Genomic DNA, 23884 nt, shown 5'->3' on the forward strand with positions numbered 1-23884 from the left:
ATAGGCGGACACTTTAATAATTCAGGAGACACTGATGAACCGCCGCCATTTCCTTCGCGCCCTGGCCGCCGTATCGGCCGCCAGCGCCGCCGAATTTGCCCCCTGGCATGCCGTCGGCGCCTTCGCCCAGGACCTCGACAACTTCGTGCGCGGTCCGGCAGTCAAGGATCATCCGCTGCGCCAGCTGTCGAAACACGTCTGGATGATCTTCTCACCCGACGGTTTCCCGACCCCGGAAAACCAGGGGATGATGTGCAATCTCACCTTCATCGACACGCCCAAGGGCCTGGTCGCCGTCGATACCGGCGCCTCGGTGCAGATCGGCGAAATGGCCATCCGCCAGTTGAAGAAGACGCTGAAGAAGCCGGTCGTTGCGATCATCAACACGCATTACCACGGCGACCATTTCCTCGGTAACCAGGCCTTCGTCGAAGCCTACGGCGACATCCCGATCCACGCCCACGCCGGCACCATCGAGCAGATCAAGGGCATGGAAGGCAACACCTGGCGCCGCCTGATGGAGCAATGGACCAACCAGGCGACGATGGGGACCAAGGTGGTGGCGCCGACCGTCGCCGTCGACCACGGCCAGGAACTCAAATTCGGCGACGTCGTGCTGCGCCTGCACCATTACGGCAAGGCGCACACGCCGTCCGACATCTGCGTCGAAGTGGTCGGCGACGGCCTGACCTGCGTCGGCGACGTGGCAATGAACGGGCGCATCGCCAACATGGACGACGGCTCCTACGTCGGCACGCTGAAAGCCTACGAGGCGCTGGAAAAGAACACCAAAACGAAAATCTGGCTGCCCGGCCACGGCGAAGCCGGCGCCGGCGTGCTGCAATGGAACCGCGAACTGTTCGCCGGCATCTACGAAAGCTGCGTCAAAGCCGTGCAGGCCGGCCAGCCGATGGAGGAAGCCAAGGCGCTGGTCCTGCGCGACCCGCGCGTCGCCAGCCGGGCCAAGGAAACCAAGGGCTTCGACAACAACATCGGCAAGTATGTCAGTCTCGCCTACCTGGAAGCCGAAGCGGCTGCCTTCTGAACCGGAAAGATGCATGAAAGAGATCAACCACCAACGCCTCGATAAAGTCGTCGCCGACGCCCGCAAGGCCGCCGACGAGCGCGCAAAGGGCTACCGCGAGCGGGCGCTGAAGCTTTACCCGTGGATATGCGGCCGCTGCGCCCGCGAATTCACGCACGCCAACCTGCGCGAACTGACCGTGCATCACCGCGACCACAACCACGACAACAACCCGGCCGACGGCAGCAACTGGGAGCTGCTCTGTCTGTACTGTCACGACAACGAGCACCAGAAGCAGATCGAGGCCGACCGCGGCTATACCGACAGCCGCAACAACGCGTCAGTGGCCACCCATTCGCCGTTTGCCGCGCTGAAATCACTGCTCGACAAAGACAAGTAACAATGCAGCGCCCGCAACGCCCCAGCCCGGCAGCCACCGACCGGGGAGCCCGCATCGCCCTGCTGTTCGCGCTGGTCGCCCAGCGCCTCGACAGCTACTACGAACACGGCCAGGAACTCACCCCGGCCCAGGGCGCCGCCCTCGCCGCCGACTGGCTTGCCCGCAGCAGGCGCAGCCTGACGCAGGAAGAGCGGCTCCATCTCTCCCGCCTCAGCGACGACATGGCGCGCACCATGCGCAGCACGCTCTCCCGCGAAGCCGGCCTGTTCACCGCGCACGAAATGATGCAGGCGCTCGATCCCAACTACCACTCCGAGCTCGCCCGGACGCTGATGGTCGAGTGCGAGCGTCTGCTCGATGCCGACTGACACACCATCACCGATGACTGCCCCAGCGCCAACCCCCTCCGCACCGCCGACCCCGCTACCGAGCGACCTGATTTCCCGCGTCGCCGCCCACATCCAGGCCAGATTCAGCGGCGAAGGCTCCGGCCACGACTGGCACCACATCGACCGCGTCCGCCGGCTGGCGCGGCGGATCGCCGCCGCCGAAGGCGCGGACCCAGAAATCACCGAACTGGCGGCGCTCGTCCATGACATCGCCGACTGGAAATTCCACGGCGGCGACGACGCCATCGGCCCGCGCGAAGCCGAACGCCTGCTGACCGAAGAAGGCACACCAGCGGAAGTCATCGCGGCAGTGGTGGAAATCGTCCGCAGCATCTCGTTCAAGGGTGCCGGCGTGCACACCGCGATGCGCACGCTGGAAGGCCAGTGCGTGCAGGACGCCGACCGCCTCGACGCCATCGGCGCCATCGGCATCGCCCGCTGCTTCGCCTACGGCGGCCACGCCGGCCGGCCACTCTACGACCCCGCCGTGCCGCCGGTGATGCACGCCAGCGCCGAGCAATACAAGGCCGCCAAGGGGCACAGCCTGAACCACTTCTACGAGAAGCTGTTCCTCCTCAAGGACCGCATGAACACCGCCAGCGGCCGCAAACTGGCGGAAGAACGGCACCAATTCATGGAAAGCTTTGTCTCACGCTTTCTCGAAGAATGGGGAAGCGCATGAGCCACCACCAACCACTGATCATCGAAGTCGTCTCCGACGTCGTCTGCCCCTGGTGCTTCATCGGCCAACGCCGACTGGCGAAAGCCATCGACCTTCTCCGCGCCGAAGTGCCCGACTTCCGCCATGAAATCCGCTGGCGCCCCTTCTTCCTCAACCCGGACACGCCGCCGGCAGGCGAACCCTACCTGCCTTTTCTCGTGCAGAAATTCGGCAGCCGGGCGCAAGTCGAAGGCATCTGGCAGCGCATCCGCGAAATCGGCGCCCCGCTCGGTATCGACTACCGCTTCGAGAAAATCGAAGTGCGCGCCAACACGCTGGCGGCGCACCGCCTGATCCACTGGGCGCAACAACAGGGCGACGCCGCCGGCCTGGTCGAAGGACTGTTCAAGGCCCAGTTCGAGCAGGGCAAAAACGTCGGCGCCCCCGAAGTCCTCGCCCAGGTCGCCGCAACCTGCGGCCACGACCCGGCCACCGTGCTTGCCTACCTGCACTCCGACGAAGACGCCGCCACCGTCCAGCAAATGGAACGCGAATCCCGAAGCTGGGGCGTCAGCTCCGTACCGACCTTCGTCTTCGCCCGCCAGTCAGGTATTCAGGGGGCGGAGGAACCGCGCGTGCTGGCGGATGGGATTCGGCAGGCGTGGGTTGCGATGGAGGGGTTAGCGAAGTAATCGGGTCGGCGCCGCAAATCGCCCCGAAGAAACACGCGGCGAGCGCGTTGTGGCAAGGTGGAAAGCGGTGCCGCGGAAGACCGGAGTAGCAATGGTGCATATTGCCCGCGGGTTAGCGTGGTCCTGGGTGACGTCATCGACATTGGTGAATTGGTCAGGCGGTTCGCAGCCGTCGGGCCAATATCCCGTTTGAGAGAGTGAGCAAGACGACGTACCCGATGCGGCACCACTTTCCGCAACGAATGATGGAGCAAGCCATGGCCCAACGCAATCGTGCAAGCCTCAACCTTAAACCGGGCAAGTCCCGAGCCGCCCTGACGATCACCCACCCCAACGCCGCCGGCATCGATATTGGCAGCGCCTCCCATTTCGTGGCTGTGCCGCCGGAGCGGGATGACGAACCGGTGCGAGAGTTTCCCAGTTTCACGGTCGACCTCAACGCCTTGGCCGACTGGCTGACCCGTTGTGGCGTGGATACCGTGGCGATGGAATCGACGGGCGTGTACTGGATTCCCCTGTTCGAACTGCTTGAGACGCGGGGCTTCACGGTGCTGCTGGTCAACGCCCGTCACGTCAAGAACGTCTCGGGGCGCAAATCCGACGTACTCGACTGCCAGTGGCTGCAACAACTCATGACCTATGGACTGCTCAGTGGGGCGTTTCGGCCGAACGATGAAGTCTGTGCCTTGCGTTCGCTGTGGCGTCAGCGCGGCATGCTCTTGAAGAGTCAGGGGCGGCATGTGCAGCACATGCAAAAGGCGCTGACCCAGATGAACATTCAGTTGAGCAACGTCATCTCGGATGTGGTGGGCGAAACCGGCCAGAAGATTCTGCGGGCTATCGTCGCCGGCGAGCGTGATGGTCGGGTGCTGGCCGCCATGAAGAACGTCCGCATTCGGGCCAGCGTTGATGAAATTGCCAAGAGTCTGCAAGGTAACTGGCGTGCCGAGCACCTGTTCGCACTCAAGCAAGCACTGGCGGCCTTCGATTTCATCGGTACCCAGCTGACCGAGTGCGACCGGGAGATCGAGGCGCAACTCGAAGGTTTGCAGGTTCATGACGGCGATCCGGCCAAAGGCAAGAAGCGGGGTCGTGCCCGCAACGCACCGAAGTTTGATCTGCGTACCCAACTCTTCCGGATGTGTGGTGTGGATCTGACGCGCATCGATGGCATCGACGTAACCACGGCGCTGGCGGTGATCTCCGAGACCGGCACGGACATGTCACGCTTTGCCACGGTCAAGCACTTCACATGTTGGCTGGGCCTCTGCCCGGGCACCAAGATTACTGGCGGCAAGGTCATGAGCGGCAAGACCAAGCGCTGCGCAAACCGGGCGGCCCAGGCCTTGCGGCTGGCCGCCGCGGCGCTGCGTAGTAGTCAGTCGGCTTTGGGCGCCTACTTCCGGCGGATGTGCGCTCGTATGGACAAGCCCAAGGCCGTGACCGCAGCAGCTCACAAGCTGGCCCGCCTGATTTATACGATCCTGACCAAGGGCGAGGAATACACCGATCAAGGACAGGATTACTACGAGGAACGCTACCGCCAACGGGTACTCCGCCATTTGGCGCAGCGTGCCGAAAAAATGGGTATGAAACTCGTTGCCTCCGAACAGCTCGCTTGAGTCACTCATTAAAATCAATCACTTGGGTGGTGTTTCTTGAGAGGTTCCTGCGCGGCTTTTTGCGCAGGTTGCTTCGAACACAGCTTTAGGCATTAGTGCTTCGGAACTGATGGTAGCCATGTGCTTTGTCGAACTGCAAGCCCGCGTTCGAATTGAAGCTGCCGTGTAAGTAATGAACTCTTGAATCGCCTTCACCCTCAACAACCAGCAGACAACCAAGACGCTCAATAAGCGGGCTAATGTCATTGTGAAGCCGCAGCCATTCTTGATAGCCGGCTATGGATGGCCCACCGACATTGACAACAAACTCAACGCCGTAGAAGACGAACGCAAATAGCGTTTCCTGGCGTTTGTTCATGAAGAGGCAACAGCCAAATCCCGCCTGAACCCATTGATCAGTCTCCGGATGACGCATCAGAGTGTCTAGAGGAAAAATTCGACGCTGCGAATACGGCCACTCTTTGAAGTTCATACCACGGCGAGCATACTCCCGTATGTTGTCGAAGAAAGGTTCATCTACTAGGTGCTCTATCTTTCCTGGCTCGGCACTGAATACTTCAGCGACGGCCTCCAGCGCCATCTTGCACAGAAACCGCGACATTTCTCTTGGTGGGGGATTGTCTTCGATTGTGAAGATAAGCGGCTGCTCGAAGCCTCCAGCAATGGTCCTTGCCAAGTGGGAACTGTCGCTTTGGTTTTCTGCAGAAAGCAGCGGTTGGCCATCCTGTCCGCGACGCCAGTTAACCTGAATCTCAGAGCTAGCAATGTAACCAAGCATCGACGGGTAGGTGCCTTTTTTATTTGGAACCTGATGCCAAGCTCGAAGGTTCCTCATCCACGAATGATTCAGTACCGGCTGTTCAACCTTTCGCGCAAAGTAATTGTTGCACTTGTCGCAGACAACCCCCGATGGGAGGATGCGTCTCTTACTTCCGATTGACTCGGGCATGATGTGCTCAACGCTGCGTGAACCTGATGAGTCGCGCTTGCAGAATATGCAACGAGTAGCCAAGAGTTCCTCTGACGCCTAACGGTGCTGTAAAAAACATCTTCATGCCCGGATCGTGCCGTGAACCATATGGAATATCAAGGTTCCAATGCACCCAAGACGAAGAGCGGCACGCCGGCCGATTTCCAGCGTCACCAAAAGCCTTTCATGGAAATCATCTGCAAGCACGCCCCCTACCGAACCGCCCCCGACAGAAAATCCAGAAGCGCCGCCGCCGGGCCTGCCAGGGTCGCGTCGCTGGCGGTGCACAGCAGCAGTTTCCGGTTCGCCCACGGGTCTGCCAGCGGCAGCCAATCGATTTTCGGGCTGGTCAGGCGGCGGGCGGTGGTCTCGGGAAGGATCGCGATGCCGACCTCGTCCGCGACGAGGCTCACTACCGCGTCCAGGCTGCGTACCCGCACGCGGTAGTGGATGCCGCGCCCGTACTGGATGGCCTGGTTTTGTATGAAGCGGCTCAGGCCGCTTTCGGACGGCAGGCCGACGAAGGGATGTTGCAGGAGGTCGGCGAATGGCACACTGGCTTTCTGTCGCGGGCACTGCGCGGTAGGAAATACCGCCACCAGCCGATCCTCGCGAAAGAAACGGGTGTTCAGCCCCTCGGTCCGCACGTAGTTGGCGACGATGCCGATGTCGGCCTGCTCCTGGCGCATCGCCGACAGCACATCCTGGCTACCCAGTTCGCGCAGATCGATATCAAGCGCCTGGTGTTCGACAAGGAAGCGGCCGATCAGCGGCGGCAGGTATTCCGTCATCGCGGCGGTATTGCACAGCACCCGGACGGTGCTGCGGACGCCGTGCGCGAAGGCGGCCATTTCGGCGTGCAGCATCTCCAGTTCGCGCTCCAGCCGGCCCGCATGCCTGAGCAGCGTCCGCCCGGCGTCGGTCAATTTGACGCCGTGTTTCGAGCGCTGCAGCAGCGCCGTGCCCAGGGCATGCTCCATCTTCTGCAAGCGCGTGCTGGCGGCGGCCAGCGAAAGATGCACATTTTCTGCGCCACGGGTGATCGATCCGGCCTCGGCAATGGCTGCGAAGACGTGCAGGTCGTAAGTGGAAATACGATGCGGCAAGACGGATCGGTTGAGCGGCATGGTCGTCATCCTTCGGTTTTGGCAGAGGTTACCACCGCCAAGCTGTGATCGACAGGCGCCATCCTCTGGCTGATCATCGAGACATGGACACCGAAACGTATCTGATCATTGCTGCCGTGTTTCTCGCCGCCGGGGTGGTCAAGGGAATCTCCGGGCTGGGACTGCCGACCATTTCGATGGCGCTGCTCAGCTTGCTGATGGCGCCGGCCAAGGCCGCGATGCTCATGGTCCTGCCTTCGTTTGCGACCAATATCGCGCAGTGCTTCGGTCCGCATTGGCGGCGCCTGGCCCGGAATTTCTGGCCCCTGTGGGCTTGCCTGGCGCTGCTCACCCTCTACAGCCCGCTCGCCAGCATCGAGACGGCGGGAAGTCGGGCCACCGCTATCCTCGCTGTCGTGCTGATCGCCTATGGAATCTGGGGTCTGTGGAAGCCGAGCCTGCCGGAAATGCGCGCAGAAGCCCGGTGGACCGCAGCGCTCGTCGGTGCCTTGTCCGGTCTGGTCGCGGCAGCGACCGGCGTGTTCGTGATGCCGCTGGTGCCTTACCTGCAGTCGCTGCGCCTGGCCAAGGAGGAGTTCATGCAAGGGCTGGGGATCAGTTTCATGATTGCCACCGTGGCGCTGAGCATCCGGCTTGGCACGGCCAACGCGGAGGAACTGCTCGCCAACCTTCCCGGCTGCGCCACGGCCCTGGTCGCCGCCTTTCTGGGCCTCTGGATGGGTGGCCGACTGCGAGGGCGGTTGAATCCGAGCCAGTTTCAGCGCGCGCTTTATGGGGTTTTTGTCGCGCTGGGCTCGATCATGCTGAGCCGGGCCCTGTGATGATCCCCAAGGCGAGCGCTCGGGAAGCGCCGGCGCAGGCCCTGGAGCGGGCTTACCGTATGGCGCTGGGTGTGGAGGCCGCCGCGCGGCAAAGATTGGGCGATGGCGATCCCGCTTTCGTCGATCTGACGCAGTGGTTGCTTGCTGCCGAACTCCTCAGCCTCCTCGATGAACTGCGCGCGGGACTGCTGGTACCGTTCGATCCTCGCTCATGACTGCGTCAATCGCCATCCAGCCCGTCCCCATTTTCCCGAAACGGGTGGGCAAACCGGCTTTTCCCCGCCTGCGGTTTCCTTCGCCATGATGCCGGTGTTAGAATCGGCCCCGCTTTCAGGTACCCGTTTCGCATTGCGGATCGGGTTTAAACGGGAAGCCGGTGCGTCACCTTGCGTGGCAATTCCGGCGCAGCCCCCGCTGCTGTAAGCCTGACGACCCTGTTTTTGCCACTGTGTGTTCGCACACGGGAAGGTGCAGGGAAGGATGACGGCGAGCCAGAAGACCGACCTCAAAGCCAGGTAGTGCCATTCTCCGGGGTGATGAGAGCGGTTCTGAGACAGATGCGCGCGTGCTGGGCACGCCCTGACCTTCTCCGATTCGTGCTGATTTTCCCCGGGGGTTTCATCGCTTCGGGGAGGAAGTCATGCACATCATGGAAGGTTTTTTGCCGGTGGACCATGCCATCGGCTGGTCGCTGGCGTCGGCGCCGTTTCTTGCCTGGGGCGTGCATTCGGTGCGCCGGCAATTGCAGGCGCAGCCGGAGCAGCGCATGTTGCTCGGCGTTGCCGCCGCCTTTGCTTTTGTCCTCTCCGCGCTCAAGCTGCCGTCGGTCACCGGCAGTTGCTCGCATCCCACCGGCGTCGGGCTCGGCGCGCTGTTGTTCGGGCCGCTGGCGATGGTGCCGGTCGGCTTCGTCGTCCTGTTGTTCCAGGCGCTGTTGCTGGCGCACGGCGGGCTGACGACGCTGGGCGCCAATGTGTTTTCGATGGCCATCGTCGGGCCTTTCGTCGCCGCCGGGCTGTTCCGGCTCGGTCGCCGGCTCGGCCTGTCGCTCGCCGTCTGCGTGTTCACTGCTGCCTGCCTGGGCGATCTCGCCACCTATCTGACCACCGCGATCCAGCTGGCCTGGGCCTTTCCCGATCCGGCCGGCGGTTTTGCCGCCTCCTTGCTCAAGTTCGGCGGCATCTTCGCGATCACGCAGATTCCGCTGGCGATCAGCGAAGGGCTGCTGACGGTGCTGGTGGTCAATACCCTGACCCGCTTCAACGCTCAGGAACTGCAAGGCTTGCCGCTGTTTGCCGGAAACGGGGGCAAGGCATGAAGAAGCAGAATCTGTTGATTTTGGCCGCCGTTGTGCTGTTGACCGTGCTGCCGCTGTGGCTGGTGCCTTATCTGGGCATCGGCGGCGCCGACGGCGAGCTGTTCGGCGGCGCCGACGACAAGGCGCAGCAGGCCATCGCTACCGTCGCGCCGGGCTACCAGCGTTGGTTCGAGCCGCTACTGGAACCGGCCAGCGGCGAGATCGCCTCCTTGCTGTTTGCCTTGCAGGCGGCGCTGGGGGCCGGCGTCATCGGTTACTGGCTGGGTTGCGCGGTAACCCGCGACAAGCTGCGCAAACAAGGCGAAGCACAGGCGCCGCATGCTGATTGAGCAGGCGGCCTACGCCAACCGCTGGCGCGGCGTCAGCCCGGCGGCCAAGGCGGCGTTCGCGCTGGCCGGGCTACTGGCGGCCTTTGCCGCGGTGTCGCCGGGGGCAGCGCTGCGCCTGGCACTGTGCTCCGCCGTGCTGACCTGCGTCGGTGCCGGCGTGCCGGCGGGCCTCTACCTGCGCGTCGCGGCGCCGGCGGCGGGTTTTCTCGGCTTGTCCTGCGTCGGGCTGCTGGTGGCGGTCGATCCCGACAGCGGCTGGCGCTGGGCGCCGGAAGCCTGGCCGCAGGTCGCCGCGCTCGCCGGCCGCTCGCTCGCCGCGCTGGCGGCCTTGCTCGGGCTGGTGCTGACGACGCCGCTGTCCGACCTGATCGCGCTGCTGCGCCGCCTGCGCTGCCCGGCCGTGCTGCTCGACCTGATGGTGCTTTGCTACCGCATGCTCTTCGTCTTCTCGCAGGCGGTGCATGAGGTGCGCACGGCGCAGCAGGCGCGTCTGGGCGATGCGACGCTGCGCCACAGCCTGCGCTCGCTCGGCCAACTCACGGCCAACCTGGCGCTGCAGGTCTGGCAGCGCGCGCAGGCGCTGCATCTGGCGGCGCTGGCGCGCAACGGCGACGGCAGCCTGCGCTTCCTGACGCCGCAGTTCGCCCACACCGGGCGCGACACCGCGCTCGCCGTGCTGGCCGGCGGCGGCCTGCTGATCCTGGCGCGGTGGGCCTCCTGATGTTGCTCGAAGCTGTTTCGCTCAGCCACCGCTACGCCGACGGCAGCCTCGGCCTCGACGGCTGTTCGCTGGCCATCCGCCGTGGCAGCCGCAATGCGCTGCTCGGCGCCAATGGCTCCGGCAAGACCACCTTGCTCATGCATTGCAACGGCCTGCTGCAACCGAGCGCCGGCAGCCTGCGCTTTGCCGGCGCGCCGCTCGACATGAGCCGCGCCGGGCTGGCCGCTTTGCGCCGGCGGGTCGGGCTGGTCTTCCAGAACCCGGACCGGCAGTTGTTTTCGGCCAGCGTCGTCGAGGACGTGTCCTTCGGCCCGCTCAATCTCGGCCTCGACGAGGCGACGGTGCGCGGTCGCGTCGCCGAGGCGCTGGCGGCGGTGGGCATGAGCGAACAGGCCAAGCGGCCGGTGCATCACCTCAGCTTCGGCCAGAAAAAGCGCGTGTGCATTGCCGGCGTGCTCGCCATGCAGCCGGAGGTGCTGCTGCTCGACGAACCGATGGCCGGGCTCGACGCCGCCATGCAGCACGAGTTGCTGGCCGTGCTCGACCGCCTGGCGGGGCAGGGCATCACCATCGTGCTGTCTACGCACGACGTCGATTTCGCCTATCGCTGGGCCGACGACATCCATCTGCTTGCCGCCGGCCGCTGCCTCGCGTCCTTTGCCGCCGCCGAACTGCCGGCGCAGGCCGAGGCGCTGCGCCAGGCCGGGCAGCCGCTGCCGGCGGTCGTCGCGCTGCAAGGCGCGCTGGCCGCGCGCGGCATCGCCGCTGGCACACCGGCCCGCAGCCTGGACGCGCTGCTGGCGCAACTTTCCCTGGAGGAAGCTCGATGAAATTTGGCCGATTTTTGCGGTTGACCGTGGGATTTTGCCGATGAGCGGCAAGATCTGGTTTGTCGGCGCCGGCCCCGGCGATCCCGACCTGATTACCGTCAAGGGGCGCAAGCTGCTCGAACAGGCCGGTGCCGTGCTCTTCGCCGGTTCGCTGGTCGATCAGGCGGCGACGCTGTACGCGCCGGCCGGCTGCGACATCCGCGACTCCAAGGACATGACTCTGGAGGAAATGACCGACTGGCTGCTCGCCGCCGCCGCCCGGCATGAAACCGTGGTCCGCCTGCAAACCGGCGACCCCGGCCTCTACGGCGCGCTGATCGAGATGACGCGCCCGCTCACCGCCGCCGGCATCGAATGGGCGGTGGTCCCCGGCGTCTCGTCGGCGATGGCTTCGATGGCGGCGGCCGGCGAGACGCTGACCCTGCCGGAAGTGACGCAGACGGTGATCCTCACCCGCGTCGCCGGGCGCACGCCGATGCCGCCGGGCGAGGAACTCGCAGCCCTGGCCGCGCACCAGACGACGCTGTGCATCTACCTGTCGATCACGCTCCTGCACAAGGTGCAGGACGCGCTGCGCGCCGCCGGCTGGGCCGAGGACGCGCCTATCCTGGTCGTCCAGAAGGCGAGCTGGCCGGGCGAGGAAAAGATCGTGCGCGGCACCCTGGCCGACATCAAGCAGCGCTGCCAGGCCGCGAAGATCGGCAGCCAGGCGATGATCGTCGCCAGCCCGACGCTGGGCGCCGCCGACTGGCCCGACCTCATCCGCTCCAAGCTCTACGACCCGGCCTTTGCCCACCGCTTCCGCCGCGCCAGCCTTTCCCCCGAACTTTCTCCGGAGTCCAGCTCATGAAATCCACCACCTACCTGCTCGTTGCGCACGGCTCGCGCGGCCGCGACGGCAACCGGGAAACCCTAGCCTTCGCCGCGCAGTGGCAGGCCCGCCACCCGGACTGGCGCATCGAGGTGTGCTTCATCGAGCACGCCGACCTGTTGCTCGACGAAGGCCTGGACCGCGCCGCCGCCGGGGCCGGCACGGTGGTCGCCATTCCCTTCATCCTCAACGCCGCCGGTCACGTCAAGATGGAACTGCCGGCGGCGGTGGAAGCGGCGCGCGCGCGGCATCCGCAGGTGCAGTTCATCGTCACCCGCCACCTCGGCATGGGGCGCGAGCTGTTTGCCGTCCTGCAAGGCCAGCTCGACCACCTGATGAAGCAACTGGCCGTGCCCGACCCGCAGACTACCGGCGTCGTCCTGCTCGGCCGCGGTTCCTCCGATGTCGGCGCCAACGGCGAACTGGCCAAGATGGCGCGCTGGCTGTACGAGGAAAACGAGCACGAACTGGTCGACCTGGCTTTCACCGGCGTCACCTGGCCGCGTCTGGAAACCATCGTGCAGCGGCAGGCACGGCTGGGCATGATGCAGATCGCCATCATCCCGGTCTATCTGTTCACCGGCGTGCTTATTGAGCGCATCGGCGAGCAGGTCGCCCGCCTGCGCCAGCAGTACCCGCAACTGGCCTTTGCGCTGGGCCAGCATTTCGGTTTCGACGAAGGCATCTTCGCGCTGCTCGATGCCCGTGTGTCGCCCGACGCGCTGGCCGGTGGCCTGCTCGAATGCGACGGCTGCAAGTACCGCGAGCTGGCCGAGGCCGAGCACCTGCACGACCACAGCCACACCGCCATCGCCAGCCCGGCCCATGGCCACGACCATGCGCACGAGCACGCCCACCACGGCTGCGCCCACAGCCACGCCTGACCCGGAAACCGCATGTCCAACACCGTCACCGAACAACTGACCGCCGCCGGCCGCGCCATCGAGCACGACTCCTTCGCCATCATCGACGCCGAGGCCGGCCCGCACGCCTACAGCGCCGAGCAATGGCCGCTGGTGCGGCGGATGATCCACGCCAACGCCGATTTCGAGTTCAACGGCCTCACCGCCTTCCACCCCGATGCCATGCAGGCCGGCATGCAAGCGGTGCTGAAGGGCGGCACGCCCATCGTCGCCGACGTCGAGATGATCTGCGTCGGCCTGTCCAAGCCGCGCTTGCAGCATTTCGGCCTGAGCACGCACCACTACATTTCCGACGCCGATGTGATCGCAGCGGCCAAGGCCGCCGATACGACGCGCGCCGTGCAGGCGATGCGCAAGGCGCAGCGCCTCGGCCAGCTCGACGGCGCCATCGTCGGCATCGGCAATGCGCCGACCGCGTTGATCGAACTGGTCCGCCTGATCCGCGAGGAAGGCGTGCGCCCGGCGCTGGTCGTCGGCATGCCGGTCGGCTTCGTCTCGGCGGCCGAATCGAAGGACTTGCTGATGACGGTCGATGAAGTGCCCTGGGTCGCGATCAAGGGGCGCAAGGGCGGCTCGACGCTGGTCGTCGCGGCGATCCACGCGATGCTGTCGCTGGCCGAAGCGGAACAGAAAAAGGCCGCATGAGCGCCGCCGAAAAACCCGCCAAGGTCCGCAAGGGCGACGGCAAGCGCGCGCGCGGCAACCGCACCGGCTTCACCACCGGCGCCTGTGCCGCGGCGGCGGCGCGCGCCGCCAGCCTCGGGCTGCTGCTCAGTGAAGTGCCGGAGAGCATCGTCAGCCGCCTGCCCAACGGCCAGGACCAGGCCTTTCCGGTGCTCGACGGCAGCGTCGAGGAAGCCGCCGGGCTGGCGCACGCCGTCGTCGTCAAGGATGCCGGCGACGACCCCGACGCGACCAACGGCGCCCACCTGACCGCCGACGTCCGCCTGCTGCCGCACCGCGCCGGCGAAATCGTGCTCAAGGGCGGCGTCGGCGTCGGCGTGGTGACCAAGGAAGGGCTGGGGCTGGAAGTCGGCGGGCCGGCGATCAACCCGGTGCCGCGCCGCAACATTCTCGACAACGTGCGCGCCGTGGCCGGCGAGCTGCTCGAACACGACGGCCTGGAAGTGAGCATTTCGGTGCCCCGCGGCGACGAGATGGCGAAGAAGACGCTGAACGCCCGTCTCGGCATCCTCGGCGGCATTTCCATCCTCGGCACCACCGGCATCGTCCGCCCGTACTCGACCGCCGCCTTCCGCGCCAGCGTCGTGCAGGCGGTCGATGTCGCGGCGAAGCAGGGGCAGACCAGCGTGGTGTTCACGACGGGCGGGCGTACTGAGAAATTCGCCATGCGCCAGTTGCCCGAACTCGACGAATCCTGTTTCGTACAGATGGGCGACTTCGTCAAGGCGGCCTTTGCCAGCGCGCTCAAGCGCAAGCTGCCGCAGGTTTACATCGGCGCCATGGTCGGCAAGCTGACCAAGATGTGCCAGGGCCTGGCCGTGACGCACGCCTGGAAGGCCGAGGTCGACCGCGACATCCTCGCCGACTCGGCGCGCGAAGTCGGCGCGCCGGACGAACTGGTCGAGGAAATCCGCGCCGCCGAAACCGCCCGCTTCGCCGCCGAACGCCTGGCGACGCTCGGCCTGTCGGTGGCCTTCCATGAACAACTGGCGCAGAAGGCGATCCGCGCGCTGAAGGGCCAATACCCCGGCAGTTACCGGCTGGCTGTGCTGGTCTGCGATTTCGACGGCAATTTCATTTGCCGCGTCGATGAGGAGGCAGCGCTATGAGTGCTGAGGTTTTCATCGTCGGCATCCTCGATGATGGCTGGGCCGGCCTCGGCGACGCCGCTCGCCAGGCGCTGAGCGGGGCCGGGCTGGTGATCGGCGTCGGCCGCACGCTCGACCTGCTGAAAACGCAGTTGCCGGACGCCGAACTGCGCGCCATGGACGGCGCGCTCGCGCGCGTGCCGGGCTGGATTGCCGAGGCGCGCGCCGCCGGCCAGACGGTCGCCGTGCTGGCGACCGGCGACCCGCTCTGCCACGGCATTGGCGGCTACCTGCTCGGGCAGATTGGCGGCGCCGGCGTCTGCGTGCTGCCGGCGCCTTCGACCTTGCAGATCGCTTTCGCCCGCTGGCAGAAACCCTGGCAGGACGTGGCCATCGCTTCCTGCCACAGCCAGGACGCCGGCGAATGGCAGTTGGGCGCGACGCCGGCGCACGGGCTTTACCCCTTGCTGCGGGCGGTTGCATTGAACCGCCGTGTCTTCGCCTTCACCGGCCCGGACAACGACCCGGCGCGGCTGGCACGGGCGCTGATCACCGCCGGCTACGGCGACGAAGTCCGCCTGTCGGTGGCCAGCCGGCTGCTGCTGGCGGATGAAATGGTGGCCTGCGATTTGTCGGCGGTCGACGTCGCCCATCGGCAATTTTCCGACCCCAGCGTCGTGCTGATCGAGCGTTCGCTGGACGCCGCGCCGGTCTTCGGCCGCGACGACCTCGATTACCTCCAGCGCTCGCCCGAAAAGGGCCTGATCACCAAGCAGGAGGCGCGCGCGCTATCGCTGGCCAAACTGCGCCTGAAGGCCGATAGCGTGGTCTGGGATATCGGCGCCGGTTCCGGTTCGGTCGGCCTCGAAGCCGCCGGGCTGGCGCCGCTGGGCCATGTCTGGGCGATCGAGAAGAACGCCGCCGACGCCGCCAACGCGCGCGCCAACGCCGAGCGCTTCCGCATCGGCAACTACACGTTGGGCGAAGGCAAGGCGCCGGCGCTGCTCGACACCTGGCCGGACCCGGACGCGGTGTTCATCGGCGGTTCGGGCGGTGAGCTGGACGAACTGATCCGCCTGATCCTCGCCCGCCTGAAGCCGGGCGGCCGGCTGGTGATGAATTTCGTCACGCTGGAAAACCTGGCGACGGCGACGAGCGCACTCAAGGCCGTCGGCGCCGGCTGGGACGTGGTGCAACTGCAGGCCAGCCGCAGCCAGCCGATTCTCGACATGCACCGCATGGCGGCGCAGAACCCGGTGTGGGTGGTGACGGCACAATCGCCCGCTAGAAAGCTGAAATCTCTCGCAGATGGAGAAAGTTGAAACACATGTACTCATCAAGTTTTATTTTTGCCGCGAAGCCCTTTGACGACGAGTTTTATCGTCTGGACAAAATCATTGCGCAAGCCGCCAAGGAAACGCCGGGCTACCTGGGTGAAGAAGCATGGGAAAACGCGGCATCGGGCCTCGTCTTGAATGTCTATTACTGGGAATCGCTCGAGGCGCTACAGGCGCTGATGCAACATCCCGCTCACCTGGAGGCCAAAGCTGCGCAGGCGAACTGGCTCGACGGATACCAGGTCATCATTTCAGAAGTCGTCCGAACTTATGGCGACGGCAAACTATCCCAGCTTCCGGGCAGCGAGCCGAAAGATCGCTCACTCAACAGACAAGACCATGAGTGAACGAAAACACTACGGCCCGAATTTCGGCCGACTCATCGGCGCCTCGCTCGGCCCCGGCGACCCCGAACTGATCACCCGCCGCGCCTGGGCGGCGCTGCAATCCGGCGCGCGCTGGCTGTACCCGGTGAAGAAGGCCGAGGAATCGTCCTACGCACTGGCCATCGTCGAGCGCGGCGGCATCGCCGTGCCGGCCGACGCGGTCGAACTGGTCTTCCCGATGACGCGCGACGCCGAGATCCTGGCCAAGGCCTGGGCGCGCGCCGCAACACAGACCGTAGCACTGCTCGCCAGCGGCCGCGACCTCGTCTTCCTGGTCGAAGGCGACGCCTCGACCTTCGCCACCTTCGGCCACCTCGCCCGCGTCGTGCGCGAACTGGCGCCTGAGGTCGAAGTCGAGACCATTCCCGGCGTCTCCTCCTTCGCCGCCGCCGCGGCGACCACCGGCGTCACGCTCGCCGAGGAGGACGAAACCTTCGCCATCATCCCGGCCGCCTACGGCGTCGAGGTCATCAACTACCTGCTCGACGAATTCGACACGCTGGCGCTGCTGAAAGTGAAGCCGCTGCTCGACGAGGTCATCGACCTGCTCGAACGCCGCGAGCTGCTGGCGACCTCGGTGTTCATCGAAAAAGTCGGCTCGCCGGAAGAACGCATCGTGCGCGACGTCGCCAGCCTGAAGGGCGAGAAGGTCAATTACCTGTCGCTGCTGCTGGTGCAGAACCCCAAACGCGTGCGCGGCGAGTTGCGCCGGGGCTGCCGCAAGCGCCAGGAGGTGACAATTGCCTGAAACAATCCGCAGGTGTACGCCGGCCGATGCCGAAGCGATTGCGGCCCTGATCGGCAAGCTGAGTCATTATTTTGTTGCCGATGCCGCAGCCGCCAGCGTCCAGCCTTTCCTCGCGACCTTTCACCCACCTGCCATCGCCGAGTTGCTGGCCAAGCCGGAGTTCGTCTGTCTGGCGATAGAAGAAGCCGGCTGTCTGCTCGGCGTCATCACCTTGCACCGCCCGGCTCATCTGCACCATCTCTTCGTCAGCCCGGACGCGCATCACCGAGGGATCGCCCGCAGTCTATGGCGTGCCATCCAGGCCGAGTTGCCCGTACCGGCAACAGTCACCGTCAACTCCTCCGAATTTGCCGTACCGGTCTATCAACGCTTCGGGTTCGTCGCGACGGCAGAAGTACAGGAGCGGAATGGCGTGCGCTACGTCCCGATGCGCCGCGCGCCCGACCTTGTCGGAGCAACTGAATGAAATTTGCCGTCGTCTCCATCACCAAACACGGTATCGCGCTGGCCGGCCGGGTCGTCGCCGCGCTGCCCGGCGCGCAACTGTTCGCACCGGAGAAATTCCGCGCCGAAGCCGAGGCCGCCGCGCCCGGCGCCGCCCACTGCTACACCGGCAAGGTCGGCGAGCAGGTGCCGGCGCTGTTCGCCGCTTTCGACGGCATCGTCGCCATCGTCTCGCTCGGTGCCGTCGTCCGCCTGATCGCGCCACACTTGAAGGGCAAGGAAGTCGACCCGGCGGTGGTCGTCGTCGACGAAGCCGGCAAATTCGCCATCCCGGTCCTTTCCGGCCACCTCGGCGGCGCCAACCAGCTCGCCGGCCACCTCGCCGCCGCGCTCGGCGCCCAGGCGGTGCTGACCACCGCGTCCGACGCGCGCGAAACCATCGGCGTCGACATCCTCGGCCGCGAACTCGGCTGGAGCTTCGAGGCGACGCACAACGAACTGGTGCGCTGCAGCGCGGCGATGGTCAACGACGAGCCGGTCGCCCTCGTTCAGGAAGCCGGCTCGCCGGACTGGTGGGCAAGCCACGCCAACGGCCGCAGCGGGCCGCTGCCGGCCAACGTGACGCGCTTCGCAAAACTGGAGGAAGTTGACGTTGACCGCTACGCCGCCGTGCTGTGGATCAGCGAACGGGCGATGCCGGCAAGCTACACGGCTCAACTGGCCGGCCGCCGCGTGATCTATCGCCCATGAAAGACCACCGCATGCGCAGCCACGGAGCGCCACTTCCCCCCTCGCGAGCGCCGAGCAGCGCAGGTCGGCCGGGGGCAGTCGGTTCGCAATGTCTGAGCCGCAGGCGAGTTTTGCGAACCGCCCGGCCGGTCGAGCAGCGCAGGGAACCGGGCCGACGGCCCGGCGCGAACGTGGGGGTCGCCTTTCTTTGCTTCCTTTCTTTGGCGAAGCAAAGAAAGGGAGACGCCGGTCAACGGCGGAAAACAGCGGCCGAATTGGAACGCCGCTCGTATTCGCCTGGCTCGCGCGGCTCGGCGCTCTCGAAGGAGGAAGGAGCCGCGCTCCGTAGTTGCGCACCGAGAGCGAGGGTATTTTGAAAATCACCCTCGGCCTCGGTTGCGACCGCAATACCTCCGCCAGCACCCTCGAACGCTGCATCCGCGAGGCACTGGCCGCCTGCGGGCGCCTGCCCGGCGATGTCATCGCCGTGGCCAGCATCGACCTCAAGGCCGACGAACCGGGCCTGCTCGAAGTCATCGCCCGCCACGGCTGGCCGGCGCTGTTCTACCCGGCCAGCGAACTGGCCGCGGTCGCCGTGCCCAATCCGTCGGAAACCGTGCGCAAGTACACCGGCACGCCATCGGTCTCGGAAGCGGCAGCGTTGCTTGCGGCCGGTGCCGACAAAACGCATCTCCTTATCGAAAAACACCGGCTGCGCGGCCCGGACGGCCGCAACGCTACCGTCTCCATTGCCAGGATTCCCCATGAACGCACCTGAACATCCCGCCGCCCAAGGCAAGATCATGCTCGTCGGCCTCGGCCCGGGCAGCCACGACCACCTGACGGCGCGCGCCCGCGCGGCGATTGCCGAGGCCGACACGATCATCGGCTACGTCACCTACATCCGCCTGATCGCCGACCTGGTCGAGGGCAAGGAAGTCATCAAGAAGTCGATGACCGAAGAACTCGACCGCGCCGTCGAGGCGCTCGAGCGCGCCCGTCAGGGCAAGAAGGTGGCGCTGATTTCCTCGGGCGATGCAGGCGTTTACGGCATGGCCGGGCCGACCTTCGAGGTGCTGTTCCAGGCCGGCTGGACCCCCGACAGCGATATCGAGGTCGAGATCGTCCCCGGCGCCTCGGCGATCAACACCTGCGCGGCGCTGGTCGGCGCACCGCTGACCCACGATTTCTGCGCCATTTCGCTGTCCGACCTGCTGACGCCGTGGCCGACCATCGCCCGCCGGCTCGATGCGGTGGCCTACGCCGATTTCGTCGTCGCGCTGTACAACCCGAAGAGCGGCCGGCGCACGCAGCAGATCGTCGAGGCACAGCGCCTGTTCCTGCGCCACCGCGACCCGCAGACGCCGGTGGCCATCGTCAAGTCCGGCCACCGCCCGAAGCAGCGCATCGAGCTGACGACGCTGGAACGCATGGCCGAGGCCGAGATCGGCATGCTGTCGACGGTGCTGATCGGCAATTCCAACACCTTCGTGCGGCACGGCCTGATGGTGACGCCGCGCGGCTACGCCAACAAATACGCGGTGGAGGCCGGCGAGCGCAACACGCATGTCGGCGAACAGGCCGGGCGTTCCTTGTCCACCGGCCTCAACGGCTGGCTGGCGACGATCCAGGCGAGCAGCCGCAGCGCCGCCGAACTGGCCGCCGACTACGGCCTGCCGGAGGACTACATCGCCGCCGCGTTGCTGAGCGAACTGCCGCCGGCAGGCGAGGAGACCGAAATTGAACGCTGAACGCGACGAGAGCAAGATCATCAAGCCGAAGATCCGCGACTACAGCCGGCAGATCCTGGTGTGCACCGGCCCGCGCTGTACGCAGAACGGCGAGGGCGAGGCGCTGTTCAACGCCTTGCAGGGCAAGCTGCGCGCCGCCGGTCTCGGCGTCGATGCCGGCCCGGCGCGGGTCAAGCGCACGCGCACCGGCTGCGTCGCCGCCTGCCAGGGCGGGCCGATTGTCGCCGTGCAGCCGGACGGCGTCTGGTATTACAACGTCAGCGACGAGAACATCGACCGCATCGTCGAACAGCACCTGAAAGGCGGCGAGGTCGTCGAAGACCTGGTCTTTCACCGTAACGACGGCGGAGACGAAGCATGCTGAGCCGCGGCAGCGAATTTCCGGCCGGGCGCGTCGCGCTGATCGGCGCCGGCCCCGGCGACCCCGAGCTGCTGACGCTGAAGGCCTACCGGCGCCTGCAGCAGGCCGAGGTGATGCTCTACGACAACCTGGTCAGCCCGGAAATCGTCGATTTCTGCCCGTTGACCGTGGACCGCATCTATGTCGGCAAATCGGCCGGCAACCACACGCTGCCGCAGGAGGAAATCAGCCAGCGCCTGCTCGACCTGGCCCGCGCCGGCCGCCGCGTGGTCCGGCTGAAGGGCGGCGATCCCTTCGTCTTCGGGCGCGGCGGCGAGGAGATGGCGCTGCTCGTCGAGCACGGCATCGAAGTCGAGATCGTTCCCGGCATCACCGCCGCGCTCGGCGCCGCTGCCGCCTTCGGCTTTCCGCTGACACACCGCGACCATGCCCAGAGCTGCGTCTTCGTCACCGGGCACTACAAGGATCACAGCATCGACCTGAACTGGCAGGCGCTCGCCCAGCCGCAGCAGACGATCGCGATCTACATGGGCGTCAAGGGGCTCGACATCATCGCCCACCAGCTACAGGCGCACGGGCTGCCCGGAACGACACCGGCAGCGCTGATCTACCGCGCCACCTGGCCGAACCAGAAGATCTACCCGGCGACACTGGCAACGCTGCCGGAAATCGCCCAGCGCCACGCGGTCGCGCCGCCGGCCTTGCTCGTCATCGGCGACGTCGTCGCGCTGGCGGAGAATCCCTGAGCGAAAAAAAACCGACCGGGTTGCCCCGGTCGGCTTTTGCATCCTAGCGCAGCAGCGCTTACTGAACTTGCTGGATGCCGGCGATGACCCAGCCGCGGTTGCCATCGACCGGCTTGGTCATGTGCCAGACCTCCGAGAAGTTCTCGACCGGACCATTGCGCTCCTCACGGATCTGGCCGCTGAAATGGACGCTGACGATGTAGCGGCTGGCTTCCTCGACGACGTCGATGACCTGGGCGTCAAGCTTGACGACATCGGTTTCCTGGCTGGCACCGTTGCGCTCGGCGATCGCCATCTTGATCTCGGCGAACATTTCCGGCGAAGTGAATTCGCGCAGGTCGTCGAGGTTGCCGGCGTCGTTGGCGGCCTGCAGGCGGATGAAATTGACCTTGGCGCTACGCACGAAGGCTTCGACGTCGAAGTCGGCCGGAATCTTGCCACCGGTCGATTCAACGGCCTGGGCCGCCGGCGTAAAGGCAGAACCACCGGCCGGGGTGAAATCCGGTCGAGCGACATTGCCAGGCTGACCGCCGTAATTGGCGCCGGCACCGGCATACTGCATGCCCTGCGCCTGAGCGCCGGCCTTCTTGCGCATGAAGAAACCAATGGCGGCAATCACGGCGAAAGCGAGCAGGGCGATCATCATGAAGTTGGCCAGTCCCTCGCCGAAGCCAAAGTGGGAAGCCAGCGCAGCAAGACCGAGACCGGCGGCGAGGCCGGCAAGCGGCCCCATCCACGAGCGCTTCGGCTGGGCTTGCGGGGCCGCGGTCGGGGCTGCCGGCTGCGGGCGCTGGGCCTGGTTGAAGTTGTTGCTCGGCGGCGTCGCCTGACGCTGCATGCCGGTCGAGCCGCCGCCGCCCAGGCGCTTGGCTTCGGCGTCGTTGATGTTGAGCGTCAGGCCGAGGATCACGGCAGCCGCCATGGCGATGAATTTGTTCATGAATGTCTCCTTTGGGGAACAAGTGGGGCCATTGTACGCAGCTAACCCCTTCCAAAAAACAGGGTGACGCTAATTGACGATCCGAAAAAGACGAATCTTCAGACGCCAAACAAGGCTGCCGCTGCCGGCGGCAGCGACGGGAAATAGAAATGCACGTAGGAGGCGGTCAGCCGCTGCCGGCGGTAGATCGCCTCGCCCTCGCGGCCTTCGGCAGTGACGGCACGGCACAGCGGCGACAGCGGCGTCTCGCTCTTCGAATAATGGAAAGTGTGGCCGGCCAGCCGGCCTTCCGGCAGTTCGGCGAACTGCGTGCCGAGCGCCGCCAGCCGCGGCTGCATCACCGCCCGCCCGGGCAGCAGGCCGGCGAAGCGGTGGGCCTGGCCGGCCTTATCCACCACTTCCTCGAACAGGCTCATCATGCCACCGCATTCGGCGAGCAGCGGCTTGCCGGCGTCGACATGGGCGTGCAACGCCTGCCACAGCCCAGCGTTGGCGCTCAGTGCGGCGGCGTGCAGTTCCGGGTAGCCGCCGGGCAGCCAGACGGCATCGCACTCGGGCAGTGCATCGCCGGCCACCGGTGAGAAGAAGCGCAGTTCGGCGCCAAGCCCTTGCAGAGTTTCCAGGTTCGCCGGGTAGATGAAGCCATAGGCGGCGTCGCGGGCGATGGCGATGCGCCGGCCGGCGAGCAGGGGTGGCAAGGTCGGCGGTGGCACTTCGGTGAAATTCACCGGTGCGGGCAGGTTGACCGTGGCACTGTCGGCGAGTGCGTCGGCCAGGCGGTCGAGGCGACTTTCCAGGTCGTCGATCTCGACCGCCTGGAGCAGGCCGAGGTGGCGTTCGGGCAGGCTGTCGCCGCTCTTCGGCAGGGCGCCGAACCAGCCCATGCCCGGCCTCAAGCTTTCCTGAAGCATGGCAGCATGCCGCGCACTGGCGACGCGGTTGGCGAGCACCCCGGCGAACGGCAAGCCGGGCCGGTAGGTGGCCAGCCCGTGGGCGACCGCCCCGAAGGTCTGGGCCATCGAACCGGCGTCGATCAACGCCAGCACCGGGATGGCGAAACGCTCGGCGATGTCGGCCGCCGACGGCTGGCCGTCGAACAGGCCCATCACGCCCTCGACCAGGATCAGGTCGGATTCCGCCGCCGCCCGCGCCAGCCGCCAGCGCGCATCGGCCTCCCCACACATGCCGAGGTCGAGGTTCTGGCACGGTTGACCGCTGGCGAAGGCATGAATCTGTGGGTCGAGGAAATCCGGCCCGCACTTGAACACGGTCACGCGCCGCCCCTGGCGCGCATGCAGGCGGGCCAGCGCGGCGGTGACGGTGGTCTTGCCCTGGCCGGAGGCGGGGGCAGCGACGAGCAGGGCGGGGCAGGCGGGCATCAGTATTCCAGTCCGGGCATGGCTTTCACGCCGGCCTGAAAGGCGTGTTTTTCCATGCCGATCTCGCTCACCGTGTCGGCGGCGTCGCGCAATGCCTGCGGGGCGGCACGGCCGGTGACGATGACGTGCTGCAGCGCCGGGCGCGAACGCAGTTTGGCGATCACCGCGTCGAGGTCGAGCCAGCCGTACTTGAAGGCGTAGGTCATTTCGTCGAGGACGACGAGGCCGATCTCCGGATTTTGCAGGTGACGGCAGGCGACTTCCCAGGCGGCCTGGGCGGCCTGGGCGTCGCGCTCCTTGTCCTGGGTTTCCCAGGTGAAGCCTTCGCCGCCGACGTGCCAGGCGACGTTCGGCTGCTGGCGGAAGAAGGCTTCCTCGCCGGTGTCCGAGCGCCCCTTGACGAACTGGACGACGCCGACCTTGAAGCCGTGGCCGAGCGCCCGGGCGACGACGCCGAAGGCGGCCGAGGACTTGCCCTTGCCGTTGCCGGTGTTGATCACCAGCACGCCGCGTTCCTGTTGGGCGGCGTCGATCTTGCCGTCGATCACGGCCTTTTTCTTCTGCATGCGTTGTTCGTGGCTGATCGTCATGGG

General features: G+C 66.1%; 30 protein-coding genes and 1 riboswitch. Of the genes, 25 read left to right on the top strand and 5 right to left on the bottom strand.

The window, feature by feature from the left end; translation table 11 throughout:
* Positions 1 to 34 precede the first annotated feature (34 nt).
* The 6 genes from AC0KWY_RS12940 to AC0KWY_RS12965 all read left to right on the top strand — a co-directional run bounded on the left by AC0KWY_RS12940 (position 35) and on the right by AC0KWY_RS12965 (position 4788).
* Positions 35 to 1045 carry an MBL fold metallo-hydrolase gene (locus AC0KWY_RS12940; protein ID WP_474025906.1) on the top strand — a complete coding sequence of 337 codons (1011 nt, stop codon included), beginning with the start codon at positions 35 to 37 and terminating at the stop codon, positions 1043 to 1045.
* 13 nt (positions 1046 to 1058) lie between these two features.
* Positions 1059 to 1424 (top strand): YajD family HNH nuclease, encoded by a 366-nt coding sequence (locus AC0KWY_RS12945; protein ID WP_416690473.1) that lies wholly within the window; start codon positions 1059 to 1061, stop codon positions 1422 to 1424.
* Between the two features lie 2 nt (positions 1425 to 1426).
* Positions 1427 to 1792, top strand: a complete 366-nt coding sequence (locus AC0KWY_RS12950; RefSeq protein ID WP_474025907.1) for a hypothetical protein — start codon at positions 1427 to 1429, stop codon at positions 1790 to 1792.
* 13 nt (positions 1793 to 1805) lie between these two features.
* On the top strand, positions 1806 to 2495 hold the full coding sequence (locus AC0KWY_RS12955) for an HD domain-containing protein (RefSeq protein ID WP_474025908.1): 690 nt from the start codon (positions 1806 to 1808) through the stop codon (positions 2493 to 2495).
* On the top strand, positions 2492 to 3166 hold the full coding sequence (locus AC0KWY_RS12960; protein ID WP_474025909.1) for a DsbA family oxidoreductase: 675 nt from the start codon (positions 2492 to 2494) through the stop codon (positions 3164 to 3166). The genes AC0KWY_RS12955 and AC0KWY_RS12960 overlap by 4 nt, the downstream gene beginning before the upstream one ends.
* 257 nt (positions 3167 to 3423) lie before the next feature.
* Positions 3424 to 4788 (top strand): IS110 family RNA-guided transposase, encoded by a 1365-nt coding sequence (locus AC0KWY_RS12965; RefSeq protein WP_474025910.1) that lies wholly within the window; start codon positions 3424 to 3426, stop codon positions 4786 to 4788.
* 85 nt (positions 4789 to 4873) lie between these two features.
* Here AC0KWY_RS12965 and AC0KWY_RS12970 read toward each other — a convergent pair whose 3' ends face one another.
* Together AC0KWY_RS12970 and AC0KWY_RS12975 are read right to left on the bottom strand one after the other, a co-directional pair.
* Complete coding sequence (locus AC0KWY_RS12970) at positions 4874 to 5737, bottom strand: hypothetical protein (RefSeq protein WP_474025911.1); 864 nt, start codon at positions 5735 to 5737, stop codon at positions 4874 to 4876.
* A gap of 233 nt (positions 5738 to 5970) precedes the next feature.
* Positions 5971 to 6885, bottom strand: a complete 915-nt coding sequence (locus tag AC0KWY_RS12975) for a LysR family transcriptional regulator (RefSeq protein ID WP_474025912.1) — start codon at positions 6883 to 6885, stop codon at positions 5971 to 5973.
* An 83-nt stretch (positions 6886 to 6968) separates the two neighbouring features.
* Between AC0KWY_RS12975 and AC0KWY_RS12980 the strand changes: the two genes are divergently transcribed.
* From AC0KWY_RS12980 to cobA, 19 genes are all read left to right on the top strand, one after another.
* A complete protein-coding gene (locus AC0KWY_RS12980) occupies positions 6969 to 7706 on the top strand; it encodes a sulfite exporter TauE/SafE family protein (protein ID WP_474025913.1) in 738 nt (245 codons plus the stop codon).
* Entirely contained in the window at positions 7706 to 7921 is a 216-nt protein-coding gene (locus AC0KWY_RS12985) for a hypothetical protein (protein ID WP_474025914.1), read from the top strand. Before AC0KWY_RS12980 ends, AC0KWY_RS12985 begins: the two co-directional genes overlap by 1 nt.
* Before the next feature lie 100 nt (positions 7922 to 8021).
* Positions 8022 to 8228, top strand: a riboswitch (cobalamin riboswitch).
* Between the two features lie 118 nt (positions 8229 to 8346).
* Positions 8347 to 9024, top strand: a complete 678-nt coding sequence (locus AC0KWY_RS12990; RefSeq protein WP_474025915.1) for an energy-coupling factor ABC transporter permease — start codon at positions 8347 to 8349, stop codon at positions 9022 to 9024.
* A complete protein-coding gene (locus AC0KWY_RS12995) occupies positions 9021 to 9353 on the top strand; it encodes an energy-coupling factor ABC transporter substrate-binding protein (protein ID WP_474025916.1) in 333 nt (110 codons plus the stop codon). Before AC0KWY_RS12990 ends, AC0KWY_RS12995 begins: the two co-directional genes overlap by 4 nt.
* Positions 9343 to 10074, top strand: coding sequence for a cobalt ECF transporter T component CbiQ (gene cbiQ / locus AC0KWY_RS13000; RefSeq protein ID WP_474025917.1), 732 nt, complete (start codon positions 9343 to 9345; stop codon positions 10072 to 10074). The genes AC0KWY_RS12995 and cbiQ overlap by 11 nt, the downstream gene beginning before the upstream one ends.
* Positions 10074 to 10904 (top strand): energy-coupling factor ABC transporter ATP-binding protein, encoded by an 831-nt coding sequence (locus AC0KWY_RS13005; protein ID WP_474025918.1) that lies wholly within the window; start codon positions 10074 to 10076, stop codon positions 10902 to 10904. The genes cbiQ and AC0KWY_RS13005 overlap by 1 nt, the downstream gene beginning before the upstream one ends.
* A gap of 40 nt (positions 10905 to 10944) precedes the next feature.
* Positions 10945 to 11754, top strand: coding sequence for a precorrin-4 C(11)-methyltransferase (cobM, locus tag AC0KWY_RS13010; RefSeq protein WP_474025919.1), 810 nt, complete (start codon positions 10945 to 10947; stop codon positions 11752 to 11754).
* Positions 11751 to 12659, top strand: a complete 909-nt coding sequence (locus AC0KWY_RS13015; protein ID WP_474025921.1) for a sirohydrochlorin chelatase — start codon at positions 11751 to 11753, stop codon at positions 12657 to 12659. The genes cobM and AC0KWY_RS13015 overlap by 4 nt, the downstream gene beginning before the upstream one ends.
* Before the next feature lie 12 nt (positions 12660 to 12671).
* The gene (locus AC0KWY_RS13020) at positions 12672 to 13343 is read left to right on the top strand and encodes a precorrin-8X methylmutase (protein WP_474025922.1); all 672 of its coding nucleotides are present in this window, start codon (positions 12672 to 12674) and stop codon (positions 13341 to 13343) included.
* Positions 13340 to 14491, top strand: coding sequence for a cobalt-precorrin-5B (C(1))-methyltransferase (locus AC0KWY_RS13025; RefSeq protein ID WP_474025923.1), 1152 nt, complete (start codon positions 13340 to 13342; stop codon positions 14489 to 14491). The genes AC0KWY_RS13020 and AC0KWY_RS13025 overlap by 4 nt, the downstream gene beginning before the upstream one ends.
* Positions 14488 to 15792, top strand: coding sequence for a precorrin-6y C5,15-methyltransferase (decarboxylating) subunit CbiE (gene cbiE / locus AC0KWY_RS13030; protein WP_474025924.1), 1305 nt, complete (start codon positions 14488 to 14490; stop codon positions 15790 to 15792). Before AC0KWY_RS13025 ends, cbiE begins: the two co-directional genes overlap by 4 nt.
* A gap of 5 nt (positions 15793 to 15797) precedes the next feature.
* Entirely contained in the window at positions 15798 to 16154 is a 357-nt protein-coding gene (locus AC0KWY_RS13035; protein WP_474029728.1) for an antibiotic biosynthesis monooxygenase family protein, read from the top strand.
* Positions 16147 to 16941, top strand: coding sequence for a precorrin-2 C(20)-methyltransferase (cobI, locus tag AC0KWY_RS13040; RefSeq protein ID WP_474025925.1), 795 nt, complete (start codon positions 16147 to 16149; stop codon positions 16939 to 16941). The genes AC0KWY_RS13035 and cobI overlap by 8 nt, the downstream gene beginning before the upstream one ends.
* Positions 16934 to 17407 carry a GNAT family N-acetyltransferase gene (locus tag AC0KWY_RS13045; RefSeq protein WP_474025926.1) on the top strand — a complete coding sequence of 158 codons (474 nt, stop codon included), beginning with the start codon at positions 16934 to 16936 and terminating at the stop codon, positions 17405 to 17407. The genes cobI and AC0KWY_RS13045 overlap by 8 nt, the downstream gene beginning before the upstream one ends.
* A complete protein-coding gene (locus AC0KWY_RS13050; protein ID WP_474025927.1) occupies positions 17404 to 18135 on the top strand; it encodes a cobalamin biosynthesis central domain-containing protein in 732 nt (243 codons plus the stop codon). Before AC0KWY_RS13045 ends, AC0KWY_RS13050 begins: the two co-directional genes overlap by 4 nt.
* A 352-nt stretch (positions 18136 to 18487) precedes the next feature.
* Positions 18488 to 18892: a cobalamin biosynthesis protein gene (locus tag AC0KWY_RS13055; RefSeq protein WP_474025928.1), complete on the top strand. Its 405-nt coding sequence runs from the start codon at positions 18488 to 18490 to the stop codon at positions 18890 to 18892.
* Positions 18879 to 19865 (top strand): precorrin-3B C(17)-methyltransferase, encoded by a 987-nt coding sequence (cobJ, locus tag AC0KWY_RS13060; protein ID WP_474025929.1) that lies wholly within the window; start codon positions 18879 to 18881, stop codon positions 19863 to 19865. The genes AC0KWY_RS13055 and cobJ overlap by 14 nt, the downstream gene beginning before the upstream one ends.
* The gene (locus AC0KWY_RS13065) at positions 19855 to 20229 is read left to right on the top strand and encodes a (2Fe-2S) ferredoxin domain-containing protein (RefSeq protein ID WP_474025930.1); all 375 of its coding nucleotides are present in this window, start codon (positions 19855 to 19857) and stop codon (positions 20227 to 20229) included. Before cobJ ends, AC0KWY_RS13065 begins: the two co-directional genes overlap by 11 nt.
* Complete coding sequence (gene cobA, locus AC0KWY_RS13070) at positions 20223 to 20972, top strand: uroporphyrinogen-III C-methyltransferase (RefSeq protein WP_474025931.1); 750 nt, start codon at positions 20223 to 20225, stop codon at positions 20970 to 20972. Before AC0KWY_RS13065 ends, cobA begins: the two co-directional genes overlap by 7 nt.
* Positions 20973 to 21030: 58 nt before the next feature.
* Here the strand turns inward: cobA and AC0KWY_RS13075 are convergent, their stop codons facing one another.
* The 3 genes from AC0KWY_RS13075 to cobO all read right to left on the bottom strand — a co-directional run bounded on the left by AC0KWY_RS13075 (position 21031) and on the right by cobO (position 23881).
* On the bottom strand, positions 21031 to 21912 hold the full coding sequence (locus AC0KWY_RS13075; RefSeq protein WP_474025932.1) for a Tim44 domain-containing protein: 882 nt from the start codon (positions 21910 to 21912) through the stop codon (positions 21031 to 21033).
* A 98-nt stretch (positions 21913 to 22010) separates the two neighbouring features.
* Entirely contained in the window at positions 22011 to 23291 is a 1281-nt protein-coding gene (locus AC0KWY_RS13080) for a cobyrinate a,c-diamide synthase (protein ID WP_474025933.1), read from the bottom strand.
* Complete coding sequence (gene cobO, locus AC0KWY_RS13085) at positions 23291 to 23881, bottom strand: cob(I)yrinic acid a,c-diamide adenosyltransferase (RefSeq protein ID WP_474025934.1); 591 nt, start codon at positions 23879 to 23881, stop codon at positions 23291 to 23293. The genes AC0KWY_RS13080 and cobO overlap by 1 nt, the downstream gene beginning before the upstream one ends.
* Positions 23882 to 23884: the final 3 nt, after the last annotated feature.

The organism is Azonexus sp. MM2026_4, from assembly GCF_055901855.1.

Coding starts and splice junctions, on each gene's coding strand:
- AC0KWY_RS12950 (WP_474025907.1), top strand. CDS start 1,427: ATGCAGCGCCCGCAACGCCCCAGCCCGGCAGCCACCGACCGGGGAGCC.
- AC0KWY_RS13020 (WP_474025922.1), top strand. CDS start 12,672: ATGTCCAACACCGTCACCGAACAACTGACCGCCGCCGGCCGCGCCATC.
- AC0KWY_RS13075 (WP_474025932.1), bottom strand. CDS start 21,912: ATGAACAAATTCATCGCCATGGCGGCTGCCGTGATCCTCGGCCTGACG.
- AC0KWY_RS12955 (WP_474025908.1), top strand. CDS start 1,806: ATGACTGCCCCAGCGCCAACCCCCTCCGCACCGCCGACCCCGCTACCG.
- cobO (WP_474025934.1), bottom strand. CDS start 23,881: ATGACGATCAGCCACGAACAACGCATGCAGAAGAAAAAGGCCGTGATC.
- cbiE (WP_474025924.1), top strand. CDS start 14,488: ATGAGTGCTGAGGTTTTCATCGTCGGCATCCTCGATGATGGCTGGGCC.
- cobJ (WP_474025929.1), top strand. CDS start 18,879: ATGAACGCACCTGAACATCCCGCCGCCCAAGGCAAGATCATGCTCGTC.
- AC0KWY_RS12985 (WP_474025914.1), top strand. CDS start 7,706: ATGATCCCCAAGGCGAGCGCTCGGGAAGCGCCGGCGCAGGCCCTGGAG.
- AC0KWY_RS13035 (WP_474029728.1), top strand. CDS start 15,798: ATGTACTCATCAAGTTTTATTTTTGCCGCGAAGCCCTTTGACGACGAG.
- AC0KWY_RS13050 (WP_474025927.1), top strand. CDS start 17,404: ATGAAATTTGCCGTCGTCTCCATCACCAAACACGGTATCGCGCTGGCC.
- AC0KWY_RS12970 (WP_474025911.1), bottom strand. CDS start 5,737: ATGCCCGAGTCAATCGGAAGTAAGAGACGCATCCTCCCATCGGGGGTT.
- AC0KWY_RS12940 (WP_474025906.1), top strand. CDS start 35: ATGAACCGCCGCCATTTCCTTCGCGCCCTGGCCGCCGTATCGGCCGCC.
- AC0KWY_RS12995 (WP_474025916.1), top strand. CDS start 9,021: ATGAAGAAGCAGAATCTGTTGATTTTGGCCGCCGTTGTGCTGTTGACC.
- AC0KWY_RS12960 (WP_474025909.1), top strand. CDS start 2,492: ATGAGCCACCACCAACCACTGATCATCGAAGTCGTCTCCGACGTCGTC.
- AC0KWY_RS13080 (WP_474025933.1), bottom strand. CDS start 23,291: ATGCCCGCCTGCCCCGCCCTGCTCGTCGCTGCCCCCGCCTCCGGCCAG.
- AC0KWY_RS13015 (WP_474025921.1), top strand. CDS start 11,751: ATGAAATCCACCACCTACCTGCTCGTTGCGCACGGCTCGCGCGGCCGC.
- cbiQ (WP_474025917.1), top strand. CDS start 9,343: ATGCTGATTGAGCAGGCGGCCTACGCCAACCGCTGGCGCGGCGTCAGC.
- AC0KWY_RS12990 (WP_474025915.1), top strand. CDS start 8,347: ATGCACATCATGGAAGGTTTTTTGCCGGTGGACCATGCCATCGGCTGG.
- AC0KWY_RS12965 (WP_474025910.1), top strand. CDS start 3,424: ATGGCCCAACGCAATCGTGCAAGCCTCAACCTTAAACCGGGCAAGTCC.
- cobI (WP_474025925.1), top strand. CDS start 16,147: ATGAGTGAACGAAAACACTACGGCCCGAATTTCGGCCGACTCATCGGC.
- AC0KWY_RS12980 (WP_474025913.1), top strand. CDS start 6,969: ATGGACACCGAAACGTATCTGATCATTGCTGCCGTGTTTCTCGCCGCC.
- AC0KWY_RS13025 (WP_474025923.1), top strand. CDS start 13,340: ATGAGCGCCGCCGAAAAACCCGCCAAGGTCCGCAAGGGCGACGGCAAG.
- AC0KWY_RS12945 (WP_416690473.1), top strand. CDS start 1,059: ATGAAAGAGATCAACCACCAACGCCTCGATAAAGTCGTCGCCGACGCC.
- AC0KWY_RS13005 (WP_474025918.1), top strand. CDS start 10,074: ATGTTGCTCGAAGCTGTTTCGCTCAGCCACCGCTACGCCGACGGCAGC.
- AC0KWY_RS12975 (WP_474025912.1), bottom strand. CDS start 6,885: ATGCCGCTCAACCGATCCGTCTTGCCGCATCGTATTTCCACTTACGAC.
- cobA (WP_474025931.1), top strand. CDS start 20,223: ATGCTGAGCCGCGGCAGCGAATTTCCGGCCGGGCGCGTCGCGCTGATC.
- cobM (WP_474025919.1), top strand. CDS start 10,945: ATGAGCGGCAAGATCTGGTTTGTCGGCGCCGGCCCCGGCGATCCCGAC.